At 63.0% G+C, this 16,167-nt stretch carries 12 protein-coding genes; 6 read left to right on the top strand and 6 right to left on the bottom strand.

What is annotated here, in order from left to right; genetic code table 11:
• Positions 1-3: 3 nt before the first annotated feature.
• Both ACYQ6J_RS16560 and ACYQ6J_RS16555 read right to left on the bottom strand, forming a co-directional pair.
• Positions 4-2,157: a TonB-dependent receptor plug domain-containing protein gene (locus tag ACYQ6J_RS16560; protein WP_460185304.1), complete on the bottom strand. Its 2,154-nt coding sequence runs from the start codon at positions 2,155-2,157 to the stop codon at positions 4-6.
• 300 nt (positions 2,158-2,457) lie between these two features.
• Positions 2,458-3,477 (bottom strand): leucine-rich repeat domain-containing protein, encoded by a 1,020-nt coding sequence (locus ACYQ6J_RS16555; RefSeq protein ID WP_460185303.1) that lies wholly within the window; start codon positions 3,475-3,477, stop codon positions 2,458-2,460.
• Positions 3,478-3,678: 201 nt separating this feature from the next.
• Between ACYQ6J_RS16555 and ACYQ6J_RS16550 the strand changes: the two genes are divergently transcribed.
• Positions 3,679-5,262 carry a class I SAM-dependent methyltransferase gene (locus tag ACYQ6J_RS16550; protein ID WP_460185302.1) on the top strand — a complete coding sequence of 528 codons (1,584 nt, stop codon included), beginning with the start codon at positions 3,679-3,681 and terminating at the stop codon, positions 5,260-5,262.
• Positions 5,263-5,377: 115 nt separating this feature from the next.
• Here ACYQ6J_RS16550 and ACYQ6J_RS16545 read toward each other — a convergent pair whose 3' ends face one another.
• The 3 genes from ACYQ6J_RS16545 to ACYQ6J_RS16535 form a co-directional block, all read right to left on the bottom strand.
• Entirely contained in the window at positions 5,378-6,673 is a 1,296-nt protein-coding gene (locus tag ACYQ6J_RS16545; RefSeq protein ID WP_460185301.1) for a cytochrome-c peroxidase, read from the bottom strand.
• A gap of 210 nt (positions 6,674-6,883) precedes the next feature.
• Entirely contained in the window at positions 6,884-7,738 is an 855-nt protein-coding gene (locus tag ACYQ6J_RS16540) for a PSP1 domain-containing protein (protein ID WP_460185300.1), read from the bottom strand.
• Positions 7,739-7,867: 129 nt separating this feature from the next.
• A complete protein-coding gene (locus tag ACYQ6J_RS16535) occupies positions 7,868-8,593 on the bottom strand; it encodes a hypothetical protein (protein ID WP_460185299.1) in 726 nt (241 codons plus the stop codon).
• A 218-nt stretch (positions 8,594-8,811) separates the two neighbouring features.
• On the opposite strand from ACYQ6J_RS16535, the gene ACYQ6J_RS16530 reads away from it, so the two are divergent.
• From ACYQ6J_RS16530 to ACYQ6J_RS16515, 4 genes are all read left to right on the top strand, one after another.
• On the top strand, positions 8,812-9,654 hold the full coding sequence (locus ACYQ6J_RS16530; RefSeq protein WP_460185298.1) for a sugar phosphate isomerase/epimerase family protein: 843 nt from the start codon (positions 8,812-8,814) through the stop codon (positions 9,652-9,654).
• A 65-nt stretch (positions 9,655-9,719) separates the two neighbouring features.
• On the top strand, positions 9,720-10,715 hold the full coding sequence (locus ACYQ6J_RS16525; RefSeq protein ID WP_460185297.1) for a hypothetical protein: 996 nt from the start codon (positions 9,720-9,722) through the stop codon (positions 10,713-10,715).
• 72 nt (positions 10,716-10,787) lie between these two features.
• The gene (locus tag ACYQ6J_RS16520) at positions 10,788-11,450 is read left to right on the top strand and encodes a beta-xylosidase family glycoside hydrolase (RefSeq protein ID WP_460185296.1); all 663 of its coding nucleotides are present in this window, start codon (positions 10,788-10,790) and stop codon (positions 11,448-11,450) included.
• A 182-nt stretch (positions 11,451-11,632) separates the two neighbouring features.
• Complete coding sequence (locus ACYQ6J_RS16515; protein WP_460185295.1) at positions 11,633-13,216, top strand: hypothetical protein; 1,584 nt, start codon at positions 11,633-11,635, stop codon at positions 13,214-13,216.
• A gap of 112 nt (positions 13,217-13,328) precedes the next feature.
• Here ACYQ6J_RS16515 and ACYQ6J_RS16510 read toward each other — a convergent pair whose 3' ends face one another.
• On the bottom strand, positions 13,329-14,324 hold the full coding sequence (locus ACYQ6J_RS16510; RefSeq protein WP_460185294.1) for a type I phosphomannose isomerase catalytic subunit: 996 nt from the start codon (positions 14,322-14,324) through the stop codon (positions 13,329-13,331).
• Between the two features lie 490 nt (positions 14,325-14,814).
• Here ACYQ6J_RS16510 and ACYQ6J_RS16505 point away from each other — a divergent pair, with 490 nt between their 5' ends.
• Complete coding sequence (locus ACYQ6J_RS16505) at positions 14,815-16,149, top strand: Gfo/Idh/MocA family protein (protein WP_460185293.1); 1,335 nt, start codon at positions 14,815-14,817, stop codon at positions 16,147-16,149.
• The last annotated feature ends 18 nt before the right edge of the window (positions 16,150-16,167 follow it).

Raw genomic sequence — 16,167 nt, 5'->3', positions numbered from 1 at the left:
GTCTCAGAACCGCCAAGCGGCGCCGCCGTACACTTCGCTCTGCACTTCCGTGCGCGTCAATCCGATGAAATCGAGGCCGTCGCCTTCGGCGTGCTCGCCGTCGAGCAAGTTGCGTCCCGCCACAAACAATTCGCACTGCTTACGGGGATGCCACGCCAAGCGAACATCCATCACGAAATACCGATGGGCATAATGCGTGTTATCCACGTAACGGCCGATAACATCCAACTCCCAACGTTCCCAAGGCCGTCCCGAGAGCCATAGGAAAAACTGGTTCTTGGGATCAGGCCAACCGCTGACGGCATTCTCGTAACCGGGGTGATCGGTCACGTCGATTCTCAGGAAACTATAGCCCCCACGCAGCGTCCAGTCAGCCGCGAACTTATAATCGGCGGCGATTTCGAAGCCGTAGGTCTCGGCGTCGGCCCCGCGGGCGAACCAGGCGGGAGTTAGCACGGCGGGCCAACCGCCGGGCAGGATTCCCAGCGACGGACTGCCCGCCCGCCACGCCGCAATATCGTCGTAATTGTTATAAAACACCGAAAAGTCCCAGAAAAAGTCCTTGTTCGGCTGCCCGCGAATGCCGATCTCGTAAGCCATCATCTTCTCGGATTCGATCTCGGGATCGCCGGAAACCAAGCCGAAAGATGGCAAGGGGCCGGGATAGATATCGAGGAGGACCGGGTACTTATCCAGATCGGCCTCGGCCCGAGAAGGCGTTCGCACGGCGCGGGATACCGCCCCCCAAATCGTGTATCGCTCGGAGGGCGTCCAGAGCAGCCTGCCCGTCGGTTGATACTCGAAGCCCGTATAATCGTTATGTTCGAACTTGCACCCCGCGATAAAATGCCAGCGGTCTTCCACTAACGTAATCTCGTCCTGGACGAAATAGCTGAATAGATCGTCCGCTCGCTTGGCGGGGGCGAATTGCAGATAGAACGGCGCCGGCGTCAAAAAGTCTTCGGTATACCGATAACCGAATCCCCAAGTGATCAGGTGCCGTTCCAGCGGTCGGAAGTGATGCTGGAAGTCGAAATCGAGGGTATCGCGATCCTCCGCGAAGTCCGTGGCCGTGGAGTGCCGCTCCATGCGGTCGTAATAGAACTGTATCGAGTACTCGTTCTCTTCGTCCAAAGTGCGAGTCCACCGGGTCAAGACGTTCCCCCCCGATTGATGAACATCTTCGATCGCGTAGCGACGGAAGAGCGGCGGCGTGGGGTCGTCGAAGCGATAGAACGCGCCCGAGTGACCGTCGAAATAGTCGCCCTGGAACGTGACCAGGTCTCGATCGGAGGGCGTCCAATCGATGCGGAATCCGGTCCGGGCTTGTCGCCAATCATCCGTCTCGCGCGGATCGGGTGCGTATCCGGCATCGCGATCCAGCCATTTTCCATAAACGCGATAGCTCGCGTCGTCGCCCAGTCGTCCGCCGTATCGAGCCGAGGCGAACCCGCGTTCCTCCGTGCCTGCCCCGCCCTCCACGAACGCCCCCTGCGTGTCCGATGACTTCTTCGTGATGATATTGATGATGCCGTTCACGGCGTTGGCGCCCCAAACGCTGGCGCCGGGTCCGCGGATGACCTCGATCCGCTCCACGTCCTCCAAGAGGACGTCTTGCGCGTCCCAGTACACTCCCGAGAATAGCGGCGTGTACACCGTCCGACCGTCGATCTGCACCAGCAGTTTGTTGGAAAAACGACTGGTGAAACCCCGCGACGTGACGCTCCAGGTGTTCGAGTTGATCCGCGCCACGTGCAGGCCGGGCACCAATCGCAGGACATCCGGGATGGAACGCGCCCCGGAGCGGCGAATCATCTCGTTGTCGATGACGTACACGGCGGCGGGCGAGCGCCCCACCGTACTTTCGCTACGCAAGACCGTGGAAACCTCCACGCTCATCGAAGGCGCGACCACGTCGAGGCCGGCCAATTGCTCGATATCCATTTTGAGAATCGACTGCGCGTCCGGTTCGCGATCGTCCGCCGGTTCCGGTACTGCCGCGATTACGGACTGGGGCGGTGCCGGCGCGACCTCGGCCCCAACGGCAGGGCACAGTCCTTGGGCGCAGATGCATCCGAACAGCAACAGCCCGGCCAATGCTGGGTGCGCCACCTTGCCGACGCCGCCGCCCCTTTTCAGTACGACACGCGGCAACATACCCACCTCCCCAAGCGGCACTCGCCACCGACGGGCGGTCTGACTCGATCCATGATTCACGCGCAGAACGCGACTCGGAGGGCGGAACGGGAAGTAGGAATCTCAAGCGGCAAATCCAAGACTCCGCCGTATTGAGCGAGTTCGTCATTCCGCGAGCAAGGGCTTTAGCGGATTCTCCGTACAATTCCTATTTTGCAAAGAATCCCCCCTATCCCTCCCTTCGAGAGCGCACCCAACATCTCGCCGCCTCGACCGGCGCCGGAGCGCGATACGAAGCATTGGAAAAAGGTCGCCCGGGAATCACGGGCGCGTTGCGGGCGAGTCCTCCGGGACCTTCGCGATCAATTCGCATTCCGGCAAGGCTTGCCGCAGAATCTCCGCGCCGGCATCGGTCACCGGCGTCCGCGTCACGTGCAGCGTCCGCAGCTTCTTCAATTCCGTCAGCGGCGCCAGACCTTGGTCGGTAATGGCGGTACGGCCTAGGTGGAGGAACGCCAGAGCCTGAAGAGAAGAGAGATGCGGCAGGCCCGCATCCGTGACCTTCGTGTTGTCCAGATTGAGCCATGTGAGTTGCGTCATTTTGCCGAGGTGCGCTAGCCCGGCGTCCGTCACCTGGGTGCTCCAGAGGTTGAGCTTGGTCAAGGCCTTGGCCTGAGACAGGGCCTCCACGCCTGCGTCCGCCACGGCGGTTTCGCTGATATCGAGATCGCTCAATTGGGGCAGTGCAGCCAGGGGCGGCATGGCGGCGTCGGTAATCGCCGTGCCGCGGAGCCTCAGGCGACGGAGCGCAGGGTGCTTGGCCAGTTCCGCTGCGCCTGCATCCGTGATCCCGGCGCGGGTCAAAAAGACCTCCTCCAGTTCTTGGCAGTCCTTTAAGGCGGCCAGTCCGGCGTCGGTAACCTTTGTATCGTCCAAGCCCAGGCTTTTGAGGCGGGAACAACCGGCGAGTGCTTGGAGACCGTTATCCGTGATGGGCAGGCCGGTCAACTTGACGGCCCGAAGCCTCCCGGAGGCCGCCGCCTCGGCCAGCACGGCATCGTCCACGCGACTGCCCGTCGCGTCGATCTGGATGATGTGGTTGTCGTCATCCAAGCGGACCTTCGCCCCCAGTTCGGTCAGCTTTCGCTCTAGGTCGGCTTCGTTTGTCGAGGACGCTTCGGCGGTCGCAGAACCGGGTTTGCTGCCGGGGGCTTGACCCGCGTCTTGTTGCGTTGCTTCGGCGGACCCGGGCGACGCCGGTTTTTGGCCGGCGGGGCAACCGCACAGCAGGACCGCGAACGACAGAGTCGCCGAAATGGTCACCGCGAATCGTCGAGTCATGGAGAGAGATTCCTTGTTTGCAGTGTGTTTACGGCTCAAACAAAACTGCTGCCAACGCCGCGGCGTGCGGCATTGCCTTCGGGGTCGGGGCGTACCGTGTAGTCTCGCCCTCGCAACTTGAGTTGCCGACCTCGTCCGCCTATCATGAGCATCACGCGTACTCATGGCAAGTGCCCATCCCGGAAGAAGTGGAGGACGGCCATGGATCAACCGTTGCAACGGGCGGCATCGCCCGACATGTCGCCCACGCCGGGGGAACCTTCTCGGAACGACGAGCCTGCAAAAAAAGGCGGAGGGTCGGCCTGGTGGAAGCGCCTTTGGAGCGGCCTTTGGGGGCGTCCGCTCGCCACGCTGGAGTCCACGCTGGAGCGATTGGTGCACCACTTGCGACAATGGGAGGAACGCCCGCGCCCCGCGCCACCGCTCCTCTTCGCCGCCGGATGGAGCATGGCCACGCTCATGGATTTCGGGGTGCGCGACGCCGCTTGGCAAGTGGGGCGCTGGTTGCAATCGATGCAACAGTCGGACGCCACGCTTTCGGAATCGCGCGCACCGGAACCGGTGTTTCGAGCCACGGCGGCGGCAGTTCGGGGTTGGCTCTCGGCCCTGCCGGATCTGCCGGAGTTCGAAGCGTCGGCACAGGCCGCCTGCCAGGCCCTTCGCCGCTGGATCACCGATGAAGGCCGCGTTTTGCCGCCGCGCGGGCGGGATTGGAATTACGAACCGGAGTCGTTGTGGCTCGATCCGCCTGACCTCACGCCGCTGCTTCTGGCCGGGCGGCGGTGGCCCGACACCGATTGGACCTCGGTCGGCATCCGCGCCGTGGAGTATTGGCTCGCTCACGGACATCGCCGCCATCCCGCCGAACGGTCCTCGTCGCTGGTGCGCCGGGCGCGGATGTATTCGGAATGGGGGCGTCGCAACGAGGCGGGCCAGGCCCTGCAAGAAGTGGAGAAGCGGCAAGCCGCCTCCGGCGCGATTCCGGAAAGGCCCGGCGAGGCAAACGTCTTGACCGCGACCGTTCTGGAGGCCGCCGGCCTTTGGTTCCAATACCTGCGACCCGAGTACGGCGAAGCCGCCTTGCGATTCGCCGAGCGGCGCCGCCTTCCCTCGGGCGGTTTTCCGCGTTACTTGGCGGGCGAAAACGGCGGTGATCGCGAGGAAGACGCCCTCGCCGCCAAGTTCTTTCTGGATGCCGTGCAGGCCGAAGTGCGTTGCGAGTACCAACTGCAACTACGCGGGATGGGCGAAGAACCGCTCGACCCGGAAGACCCTCGCCTGCAACTCGTCTCCCGTTTCGCCCAAGCCTTTGCCGAAGGCGCCGCCCTCGCGGACCTCGGTTGCGGCACCGGACGATACCTCCGCATCCTGGCGGCTCGTTACCCGCACCTCCAGTGGACCGGCATCGATTTCATCCCCGAAGCCCTGCATCGACTCCCGCACGGCATCCGCGCCGTGGAGGGCAGCTTGCTGCGAATCCCGCTGCCGGAACGCAGTTTCCACGGCGGTTTTTGCGTGGACGCCCTATCGCATTCCCTGTTGCCGCGCAACGCCATCGCCGAGATCTGCCGCGTGATTCGCCCGGGCGGACGCATCCTCATCATCGAGCCCACGGCCTTGCCGCAGGGCACCGGCGGCAAGAGACAGCAAGCCCTGAGCGCCGATGCGTTGACCGAATGGCTCCGACCGCATTGCTCCCGACTGACCTGTAGCGAATTGACGGTCCATCAAGGATTGATGAAGCGGACGGTCTACGTCTCGGTCTTTGCGGAACGAAAAGGCTGACGCCTCCGAGAGCGTTGCATCCCGGAGGCGTCTTTCTCGCGACTTCCAGATTGCAGGATTCGCCGCGCTCACGACGCGATTCCGTCGCGGACGCGAACACGCGAACCGGTCGGCATCACGGCAGTTGCGGCGGTTCGATGATCGGATAAGTACCCGACAACGCCTTGAGGAACTCCACGATGTCCTTCTGCTGCTCGGGCGTCAGTTTGGCCTCGCGGACGGTGTCGAACTCGACCGAACGGTGCGGGTTATCCTTGCCGCCGGCGGCCATCAGCGCCACGGCCTCCTCCAAGGTGGCGGCGCTGCCGTCGTGGAAGTACGGGGCGGTATTCGCCACCTCGCGCAGGCTGGGGACGCGGAAGGCGCCCATGTCGTGGTCTTCGCCGGTCACCGCCTTGCGGCCCTCATCCGGCTTCTCCTTATCCATGCCCACACCCGCGTTGTAGTAGTCGTACGAGCTGAACAACGGCGGCGTGTGGCAGTCGGCGCAACCGGAATTCTCGAATAGCTCGAGACCTCGCTTCTGGGCGTCGGTGAGGGCGTCCTCTTGTCCGGCCTTGAAGCGATCGTAGGGCGAATCACCGCTCAAGACCGTGCGTTCGAAGGCGGCCACGGCCTTGGCGAAGCCCTCCGGCGTGACGCCCGTCCCGAAGACCTTTTGGAACATCTCGCGGTACTGCGGGATGGCGTCCAAGTTCTGGATCATGCCCTCCATGGTGTTGCCCATCTCGATGGGGTTGGCGACCGGTCCCACGGCCTGGTCCTCCAAAGTGGCCGCACGACCATCCCAGAACTGCGCCGCGGCGTATGCCGCGTTGATCACCGTCGGGGCATTGCGACCGCCGATCTGCTCGTGAATGCCTTTGCTGGTGGGTGTGTGCTCGGCCCAAGCCATTTGCGGATCATGGCAGGTAGCGCACGAGATCGTGCCGTCTTTGCTCACCCGCTTGTCGAAGTACAGCATCTTGCCCAATTCGATTTTTTCCACGGTCAAGGGGTTATCCGCGGGGATTTCCAAAGGCGGCAGCCCCGCCGGAATCTTCAACTCGTAGGGCGTTCCGGCGACCGGGGCCTGAGCGGCAGGCTCCGCGGCGGCGGGCGGCGTCATCTCGGGCTGCGCGGCCGGTTCCGCAGCGGGTTGATTCTCGGCGGCGGGCGCCGGTTCTTGCGACGTGCCGGCGGCAGGTTCAGAGGCCGGTTGCTCCGTTGCGGATGCCGCAGGCGCGGTCTCCGCGGCAGGCTCCGCGGCGGATTCGGCGCTACTTTCCTGCTTCGCGGACGCCCCGCCGCTCCCCGTCGTGGTTGCCGGGGCCTTTTCGTCCGCAGGCGGCTTCGGACACCCCGTCGCAAGCAGCAGCAAGCCGCCTCCCAGCAAAATCAATCCCAGTACATCGTGCCATCGCATCTTCATCCCACAACCTCCTTCGACCACATCTCCCGGGCTTTCTTCACAGCGGCAAGCCGCCATCGGCCCCGCGCGGCCCTCGCCGCCCTTTTGCCGCAATTGACAGCCCAAAACTACGTATAGTGTAGCGGTTCCCCGGTCGGTCGCAAGCAACGGCCGAAGGTTTCCGCAATCCGGCCGGCGAACGGGAGCGGAGACCCAGGCACGGCGGCGGCCTTATGCGTCGTCCTCAGCGCTGGGCGACTTCTCTTCCGCCGGAGCGACCGGTTCTACGACCCGCACCTGATCGAGCGAAACCAGCTTGCGGACGCGCTCCCGCGTCTCGATGAGCACTTTCTGCGCCAATATCTCGTGTCCGATCACCTTGGCCGGACCGTCCTTGCTTTCCACCTCGCTTCCCACGGGAGGCAGTTTTTCGAGCAATTCCTCGTACTGCTCGAATTCGTAACGCAGGCAGCATTTCAGGCGACCGCATCGCCCCGAGATCTTGGCCGGGTCCAAGGTCGCCTTTTGCAACTTGGCCATCTTCATGGAGACGGGCGGCATAGTCCACAGGTGCGTGTTGCAGCAAAGGGGCTTGCCGCAATCGCCGTAGTCGCCCAACAGCTTGGCCTCGTCGCGGACGCCGATCTGGCGCATTTCGATACGAGTATGGAATTCGGCGGCCAAGCGACGCACCAACTCGCGGAAATCCACACGCTGGTCGGCCAAATAATAGACGATGATCCGCTCTCCGCCGAAGATGTGCTCAACGTCCACCAACTCCATCTTGAGGTCCAATTCTCGGATGTGGCGGACGCAAATCTCCATTTCCTCTTCCGCCTGGCGACGAATGCGAACCACCTCACGCTGATCGTCCGGCGTCATGCGCCGCAAAATGCGTCCCTCCGGCGGCGTGCCCAGCATGTTGATGCCGCGCTCGGTGGCGGGACCGAGAACCTCGCCCGCTTCCAGGCCGCGATCCGTGCGAATGATGACCGAATCGCCCCGCGCGAACGTTTGCTCTTCGTTGGGCGGAGAAAAGACGCCCAGGATCCGGGTAACGCCGTAACGAACGAAGTATCTTTCCATAGAAAGGGATTCCTCTGCCAAATCGGGCAATCGGGTGCCGAATCGGGAAACCGGGGCGTTGGAAGACGCCGGACCGGAACCGGCTATCCGGATTGCGAACGGCCTGCGCGACCTTGGTCGGAAGCGGACCTAGAAGGGGATGACCCGGTTGAGCACTGCCGCCACCGTCGGGTTTCCTTGGAATACGCCCACGCTGACGGCGACCAAGAGCGTCAATCCCGCCGCGACCAGCACCAGACCGCGGGGATTGGGCGGCACCTCCGTCGCCGCCAAGCGGCCAGCCAAGGCCCTTCCGAACGTTCGCCAACCCAGATAGTCTTGATGCGGGCCGATCGCCGACAAGGTGACGTTACGCCAACCGGGCGAAGCGACCAAGACGAGTTGAATCCCCAAACCGGGCAGCACCAGGCAGTCGCCCGCCCAGCGCGCCGCCGCATCCAGTTCGATCGCCGTCTCGGCGACGATGGCGCGGAGTTGATGGGGTGCCGTATTAAAGACCACCAACCGCGGGGGCGCCGTCAGAATCACAAGCCCCACCGCCAACGCGAGGAGGATCACCAAGATCAACCAGACCGCGCCGCCGTAATAGATGTAGGCGGCCATGGGAAGAAACAATTCCATCGGTCCCACGATGATCAGGCCCACCAGCGACAACCCCAGCAGAAGCCGATCCTGCGTTCCCGTCAACAAGACGGGCCTCCGCGCAAGGTTCAAGCCGCCCACGATCATCAAATAGATCGCGACCGGCGCAAAGGCCATGAACCAACGCAGGACGTCCATACCGATCGAAACGCGGATGAGGAATCCGTCTGCCGGAATACAATCGCTTCGCGGCATGCGCAAACGGCGTCGCATGCCCAACACTCGCATTCTACCGTCTTTTCGCGACCCGTGTCGAGATGAGGCTTGCCGGCAACGCACGGCGGTTTACCGCCGTCACCCTGCGGCGGAGTTGCCTCTTGCAAGCCGTGGGGAGGCGTTATAATGGCCGCGCCGGTCGGGATGCACGCCGCGCCGGTTTAGGCAGAACTTGGGGATGAGCGCCTTCGCGAATCGATGAGGAGGTCTCGGACATGATCGAATTGGGGTTTCACACCGACAATTGGCGACCGCTCAGCAAGAGCTTCGAGTTCGCCGTGGAGAAAGGGGCCGAACTGGGCCTGAAGCACGTGGAATTCGCGGTGATCCACGGCCAAGACTTTATCCAAGAGATGGGCTACGATCCTGCCGTCTCGCTGCAAAGCAATCCCCGCGCGATTCGACGCTACCTCGAATCCAAGGGGATGAGCGTATCGCAAATCGACGGATCGTTCCCCCTGATGGGTCCCCGCGGGACGATCTACGGCGTGCAATACGTGCAGCAGACCATCCGCTTCGCGGCGGAGGTCGGTTGCCCCATCGTCGATACCACGGACGGCGCGGCCACCGTACCCGGCATGACCCGCGATGAGGTCTTTCGCATCACCTGCGAGAATTACCGCCACTGCCTGAGTTGGGCCGAGGATTACGGCGTCATCTTGGCCGTGGAGCCTCACGGACCATACACCAACGACATGGATTTCATGCGGCGACTGTTCGAGTATTTCGAGTCGGAATACCTGCGATGGAACCTCGATACGGGCAACAGTTTCATCGCGGGGTTGGATCCGCTCGCATTCTGCAAAGAGTTCCGCAAGTACCTGGTTCACATCCACGTCAAGGACGTGGCTCCGGACTTGGCCGCCGAGGCCAGGGGCAAGGACACCGGCATCGGAATGTCGTTCGTTCCCGTCGGCGGCGGCGTGAACGCCGACAATATCCGCAAGGTGTTTGCCTACCTCAAAGAGACCGATTGGAGCGGCGCGGTCTCCATCGAATGCCTCGGCACGGACGAGTTTATGCGAAAAAGCGTTGATTTCATGCGGTCTTTGGTGTAAACCGAATTCCGAAAGGGTCGCATTTCGTCGGCCTTGAGGGATGGGACGTGAGGGAGGGACGATCGATGTCCGATAAGACGCATCGGCGGGGTTTTGTGGGAAAGACGGCGTGGACCGCCGCGACGCTGGCGACCGGATGGAGCCTTCCGGCGACCGCCGCCACTTATCAAGACGGCGTCGCGCCGGCGGCGACGACGGTGACGCTTCCCCGCGGCAAGATCAAGAATCTGGAGATCAGCCGATTGCTGCTGGGCGGCAACTTGCTTACGCATTACACGCACAGTCGGGACCTTCGCTACGTCTACAGCCTTGCCCGGGAATATAACACCGACGAAAAGATTTTGCAGACGCTGGCCGTCGCCGAAGCCAACGGCATCAACACGCTCATCATTCACTACGTGCCGCACGCCATCGAGTTGCTGCAAGAGCATCGCCGTCGCGGCGGCAAGATGCAGTGGATCACTTGCACGGCGCACGCCATGGTCAGCGGCGGTCTGGATGCATTCAAGCAGCAAATCGACGCCCTCGTCGCGGCGGGCACGAACGCCCTGTACATCTCCGGAGTGGAGGGCGACCACGCTTGCGGCTACGTAAACGATATTTCCGGCCCCGAGGCGGAGGAACGCGTTGGGGCGCCGCGGATGGAAATGCTGGCGCAAGCTCTAGAGTACGCCAAGAAATCCGGCCTGCCGGTCGGGATCGGCGGTCATCGGATGGGCGTGGTGGAAGACTGCGAGAAGGCGGGTTTGGACAACGATTTCTACATGGTCACGTTCCATCACCTCAAATACCCCACCGCCAAACTCAACTTCGATTCGCGCTGGTGCGCCCGACCCGACGAACTGGCCGCCCTGATGCAGAACGTGCGCAAACCGTGGATCGCCTTCAAAGTCATGGCGGCGGGCGCGATTCCGCCGCAAAGCGCGTTTCGTCACGCCTACGAGAACGGAGCCGACTTCATCGTAGCCGGTATGTTCGACTTCGAAATCGCCCAAGATGCCGCGCTGGCCGCCCAAATCATCGCCGCGACGCAAAACCGGTCGCGCCCCTGGTGCGCCTAACGCTTCGGCGGCCGAGTCATCAAGCCGACAAAACTGTGTTGCTATGCCGTTGCAATCTTGGAGGACAAACTCATGCTGCTGCGATCGTCGCCGGTTGTCGCCGTGCTCGCCTTTGCCGTCTTCATTATGATGGGGCGCGGCAGCGCGGCCGAGGATGCCGCCCCAACGGGGGCCGGAACGGAGATTGTCTTCGCCGATGATTTTCGCGGCCCGGAATTGGAGAAAGGCTGGCGATGGATCCGTGAGCACGAGGGCTATTGGCGTCTCCGGGAGGGCGGCTTGGAAATCCACGCCGAACCCGGTTTGGCGGAGACCGTCCGCAACGCCTTGGTTCGGCCGCTGCCGGACCGCGATCGGTCCAAACTGATCGTCGAGGTATCCGTCTCCAACTTGACAGCCCCCACCGAGCAATACGAGCAGGGCGGCATCACGCTGTACAACGACGGTAAACCGGTATTCAAGCTGGTCAAAGAGCGGATCGACGGCGGGTTGTACATCATCCCCGGTCGAGTGCCGCTGGAAGGCAATCGCGTCACTCTGCGCCTGGTTTTGACCGCCGATCGCTTCACGGCCCAATTCCGGCCCGAGGGAGAGAAGGAGTTTCGCACCGCGGCGGAAGGGCCGCTGCCGCCGCCCAAGAACGACGAAATCAGCATCCAGTGCTATCACGGACCGACGGACGCGGAGCATTGGATTCGGTTCGAAAACTTCCGCATTCTGCGAGCGACTCCGTAGGCAACGCAATCAGCGTGAAGCAGGAGGGAATCGCTTTGGACGAGGCCGAAAGCCGCTCCGGTCGGTAACGGTCTCGTCCGGCGTTGATGATACGGGATAAGGGGATATGGGAACGCACCGCACGTCCTCGGCCCTGCCGGGACGAGCGAGAGAACCCTGGTTTCTTACGGGAGGGAAGCGTCATGAATCAGCGATCGGTGTTGTCCACGGTGTCGGGGTGCGGTTGCTGCTTATCGCGGCGTCGCTTTCTGGAGTTCTCGGCGGGTTGCGCGGCCTGCGCGGCCCTGGGCGGTGCTGCACAACGCGCCCTTGCCCAACCGGCCGCCGCACCGTCCAAAATGCGGCTGAGGATTCTCTATTCCTTGCACGGCCCGGTGCAGGATCGGCCGGATTGGCCCAACAAGGGTTTCGATTTTCGTCCGGTCATGCAGAAGATCGAGAGCGTCCTTCGGGAAGGGTGCCCCGATTTTGAATTTCTGCCGGCCATGGCCACCGGCCCCGAGGAGGCCGCCAAAATCGTCGAGCAGGACCAGGCGGAGGGTATCGACGGCTACATCGTTTATCAGATGAATTGCTGGAATCGTGTCGTGCAATCGGCCGCCGCGACGGGCAAGCCGACCCTGTACCTCGATTTCCAATTTGCGGGCAGCGGCGGATTCCTGGTTTACACGTCGAGCTTCTTGCGTCAGAACGCCCCCAACGTGGCCTTCGTGGCGTCTTCCAATTGGGATGACCACGTTGCGGCTGTCCGCTGTTTCCGTCTGGTCAAGGAAGGGAAAGGGGTGGGCGACTTCGCCGCCGCCGTGGCCAAGGTTCGCCGCGAACGCACGCCCGCTCTTGGCGACATGACTTACCTGGCCGATGCCGCCGCCGTGCTTTCCGTCGAAGAGACGCTTCGCCGACTCAAGGAAACCAAGATCTTGGCCGTGGGCGGCGGTTGGCCCGGCATCATCGAGCCTCTGCAAAAAGAACTGGGCATCCCCGTCGAATCCGTGGCCTTCGAGGAATTGAACGCCGCTTGGGAAAAGGCGGACAAGGACGAGGCCGCCGCCGTGGCCGACATGTGGAAAAAGACCGCCGCCGTCATCGAAGACGTCTCGCCCGAGACGCTTCAAGTTTCGGCCGCCATGTATCTGGCCGAGAAGGCCGTCCTCCAGGCCCACAACGCCAACGCTATCACAATCAACTGCCTGGGCGGATTCTACGGCGGGCACATCCACGCCTATCCCTGCCTTGGATTTCATCAGTTGAATAACGAGGGCCTGATCGGGGCCTGCGAGTGTGATCTACGCTCCACCGCCACCATGGTCCTCATGACCACGATGACCCAAGGCCGCCCCGGCTTCATTTCCGATCCCGTGGTCGATACCGCCAAACGGCAAATCATCTACGCCCACTGCGTGGCCTCGAACAAGCCTTTCGGTCCCCAGGGGCCGGCCAACCCCTTCCAAATCCTCACGCATTCCGAGGATCGTCAAGGGGCCTCGGTTCGCTCCCTCATGCCCGAAGGCTATTTGACGACGACTCTGGAGATTGCTCCCGAGCGAAAAACGATCCTCTTCCACCAGGCTAAGAGCGTCGGCAATTCCTTGGAGGATCGGGCGTGCCGGACGAAGCTGTGCGGCGAACCGGTGGGCGACATCGAGAAACTGTTCCGCGAGTGGGACCAGTGGGGCTGGCATCGCGTGACGTTCTACGGCGATTTCAAGGAACCGGTCTTCGCCTTGGCGGACGCCTTGGGCTGGCAGGTCTTGCAAGAGGCATAATTCGCCGCAGATGCGGACGATAAGGAGCCACGAGACGGCGGCGCGATCGCGGTGTTTCCCGGTCGGACGCTGCCGGTTGAAACGGCTTCCTGCGTGACTCCGCCGCGCGAGATCACGGTGCGAATCGGAAGCCGGGATGGGTGTAGCCCAATACGGTCGCATCCTCCCGGCCTTCGTTTTCCCAAGCCTCGATGGCGCACGCGGCGGGGACCAGCACCGCGGCCCCCAAGGGAAACCGGTAGCGACCCTGCGACGTGCGGAGGACGGTTCCGCCCCGGATGACGGTCCACACGGACATCCGGCCGCGAAAACCGGCGAGGCACGTGCTCTCGCCTGCCGGCAAGCGGATGCGGTGGATACGAAAGAATGGGCAATCCAGCAACACGGCATGTCCCGGTTCGCAGCCTTCGTCCTTGTGCGGCTGCCGCGGCCCAAGAGTCCAGTCCACGGCGGCCAAGCCGGATTCTCGATGCAGCGCCCGCGGCCTGCCGTCGGGCCCGATCCGGTTCCAATCGAACAGTCGCAATGTGGCGTCGCTGGGTTGTTGAATCTCGGCGAGCAAGACGCCTCCGCCCGCCGCATGCACGGTTCCCGCTTGCAAAAAGACGCAGTCTCCCGGACGAGGATGAAAGCCGTACAGGCAGCGTTCCACGGCGCCTTCATCCAGGGCCTGCCGCAGCGCAGCGGCGTCGATGCCCGGGAGCAATCCGGTGTATAGCACGGCCTCCGGTTCGGCGTGGACGACGACCCAGGCCTCGTTTTTGCCTTGTTCGCCCGGGCAGAATTGGGCGGCAGCGGCGTCGTTTGGATGCACCTGCACCGACAGAAAATCCTCGCAATCCAGGAACTTGACCAGCCACGGGAATGCCTCGGGAGGCGGAGAGGCGTCTCCCCAAATTTCCTTGGCGTGTCGCCGCCACAAGTCGGTCAGCGCGGTACCCGCCCACGGACCTTGAGCGACGACGGAAACGTGCAGCGGGTGGCCGCTGATCTCCCACGATTCGCCGTACCGTCCGTCGGGGGGAAGCAGCTTGTTCAAATAATCGGCAAGCCGTCTGCCGCCCCAGATTTGCGGTCGGAAAAAAGGCCGGAAAACGATCGGTTCCATTCCGTGGTCTCAGGGTACGGACTGCGGTCTGTTGGACCTTCGATCATACAACATTGTAGGTCACGCTTTCGACCGGGTGCCGATTCGCAGTTCTGAGGAGGGAGGCGGCTCGCGCGTCTGCGGCACGGCATGGCAGCGCGGCGCCGGGGGGCGAGAGAGTGTTCTTTACAGTGTGGCATAGCGCTGTCGGTTTGTGGTATGATGGGGATCGAAGTTGTTGCGGCCCGCCTACCTCGGCTTCCCGCCCGCAATCACGGCCCAGCGCGTTCGGACCACAAAGGGCGTCGCGGCGTGATACGAGTCGTGTCTAGCAGTAAGCTCCAGGCATCCCATCGCGCATTTCCGGCCCAGCGAGGGGTCTTGGTACGACCGGAAAAAGACGGCGGATGCTTGGGCGATGCTTGCCGACGGTCGAGTCGCGGATTATGGTAAGGGGCATTCGGCGGAGTCGCTGGTGATTCGTTTTTCTTTGACGGAAGGAGTGATTGCGATGAAGTTGCATGCAAGTCGAAGGCGATTCTTGCAGACGTCGGCAGCGATCGGCGTTGGGTACTGGGTCGCGGGCGGCGTCAAGGCTCAAGAGAGCAAGTCTCCCAACGAAAAGATCCAGTTCGCTTCGATCGGAGTGGGCGGAAAAGGCCAGAGCGACTCGGCCGATGCCGGAAACTCCGGCGCCATGGTCGCCATCTGCGACGTGGACGATCGCACGTTGAACGGTGCCGCCCAGCGGTTTCCGGATGCCAAGAAGTACAATGACTTCCGCAAGATGCTGGAAGAGATGGGCGAGAAGATCGACGCCGTGACGGTCTCCACGCCGGACCACTGCCACGCCGCGGCGGCCTTGATGGCCATGCGGATGGGCATCCACTGCTTCTGCCAGAAGCCGATGACCAAGACCATCTACGAGGCCCGGTTGATGGGCCAAGTCGCCGCCGAAAAGAAGGTGGCCACGCAGATGGGCAACCAAGGCACCGCCAACGAGGCCCTCCGCCGCGCCGCGGCGATCATCAAGAAGGGCGTGTTGGGCAACGTCACGGAAGTCCACGTGTGGACGAATCGGCCCATTTGGCCGCAGGGCGGCGAGCGCGCCCCCGAGGCCCCCGTTCCGCCGTACTTGCACTGGCAGGAATGGATCGGTCCGGCGCCGTTCCGTCCCTATGCCCCCGGCTACCACCCGTTCTCTTGGCGCGGTTGGTGGGACTTCGGCACCGGCGCCTTGGGCGACATGGCCTGCCACACCCTGAACATGCCGTACGCCGCGCTGGACCTGCGGGACCCGATCTCGGTGCAGGCCGAGACCTCCGGGCACAACCGCGACAGCTTCCCTAAGTGGTCGGTGATTACGTACGAATTTCCCGCCAACGATTGGCGACCGGCCTTGAAGATGAAGTGGTACGACGGCGGCAAGCGACCGGCCAAGGAATTGTTCGCAGCCTTTAATGATCCGGACGCCCCCTCCGGCAGCGGTGCGCTGTTGATCGGCGAAAAGGCCACCATGTACGCCCCCGGCGACTACTGCGATCGTTACACGATCCTGCCCGAGGTCGAGATTCCGGAAGTCGAGTATCGCCGTTCGCCGGGCCACTTCCAGGAATGGGTCGAGGCCATCAAGGGCGGCGAGCCTGCCATGTCCAACTTCCCCGGCTACGCCAGCCCGCTCACCGAAACCGTGCTGCTGGGGAACTTGGCCGTTTGGGTGGCCAACGAACCCGGCGTCGGTCCCAAGGTGGAATGGGACGCCAAGAACCTCAAGTCGCCCAATATCTCGGGCTTGGAAACGATCGTGAAGCCGAATTTCCGCGAAGGATACCTTCTGGACGTCTGAGCGGTAAACGCTAGGCGA

The organism is Thermopirellula anaerolimosa (assembly GCF_054657335.1).
Note: the sequence above shows the minus strand (reverse complement) of the source record. Positions and strands in the feature narration are given on the sequence as shown.

What these genes read in the sequence shown, in the direction of transcription:
- ACYQ6J_RS16540 (WP_460185300.1), bottom strand. Translation starts at nt 7,738, where the DNA reads ATGGAAAGATACTTCGTTCGTTACGGCGTTACCCGGATCCTGGGCGTC.
- ACYQ6J_RS16520 (WP_460185296.1), top strand. Translation starts at nt 10,788, where the DNA reads ATGCTGCTGCGATCGTCGCCGGTTGTCGCCGTGCTCGCCTTTGCCGTC.
- ACYQ6J_RS16545 (WP_460185301.1), bottom strand. Translation starts at nt 6,673, where the DNA reads ATGAAGATGCGATGGCACGATGTACTGGGATTGATTTTGCTGGGAGGC.
- ACYQ6J_RS16535 (WP_460185299.1), bottom strand. Translation starts at nt 8,593, where the DNA reads ATGCGACGCCGTTTGCGCATGCCGCGAAGCGATTGTATTCCGGCAGAC.
- ACYQ6J_RS16525 (WP_460185297.1), top strand. Translation starts at nt 9,720, where the DNA reads ATGTCCGATAAGACGCATCGGCGGGGTTTTGTGGGAAAGACGGCGTGG.
- ACYQ6J_RS16505 (WP_460185293.1), top strand. Translation starts at nt 14,815, where the DNA reads ATGAAGTTGCATGCAAGTCGAAGGCGATTCTTGCAGACGTCGGCAGCG.
- ACYQ6J_RS16515 (WP_460185295.1), top strand. Translation starts at nt 11,633, where the DNA reads ATGAATCAGCGATCGGTGTTGTCCACGGTGTCGGGGTGCGGTTGCTGC.
- ACYQ6J_RS16560 (WP_460185304.1), bottom strand. Translation starts at nt 2,157, where the DNA reads ATGTTGCCGCGTGTCGTACTGAAAAGGGGCGGCGGCGTCGGCAAGGTG.
- ACYQ6J_RS16555 (WP_460185303.1), bottom strand. Translation starts at nt 3,477, where the DNA reads ATGACTCGACGATTCGCGGTGACCATTTCGGCGACTCTGTCGTTCGCG.
- ACYQ6J_RS16530 (WP_460185298.1), top strand. Translation starts at nt 8,812, where the DNA reads ATGATCGAATTGGGGTTTCACACCGACAATTGGCGACCGCTCAGCAAG.
- ACYQ6J_RS16510 (WP_460185294.1), bottom strand. Translation starts at nt 14,324, where the DNA reads ATGGAACCGATCGTTTTCCGGCCTTTTTTCCGACCGCAAATCTGGGGC.
- ACYQ6J_RS16550 (WP_460185302.1), top strand. Translation starts at nt 3,679, where the DNA reads ATGGATCAACCGTTGCAACGGGCGGCATCGCCCGACATGTCGCCCACG.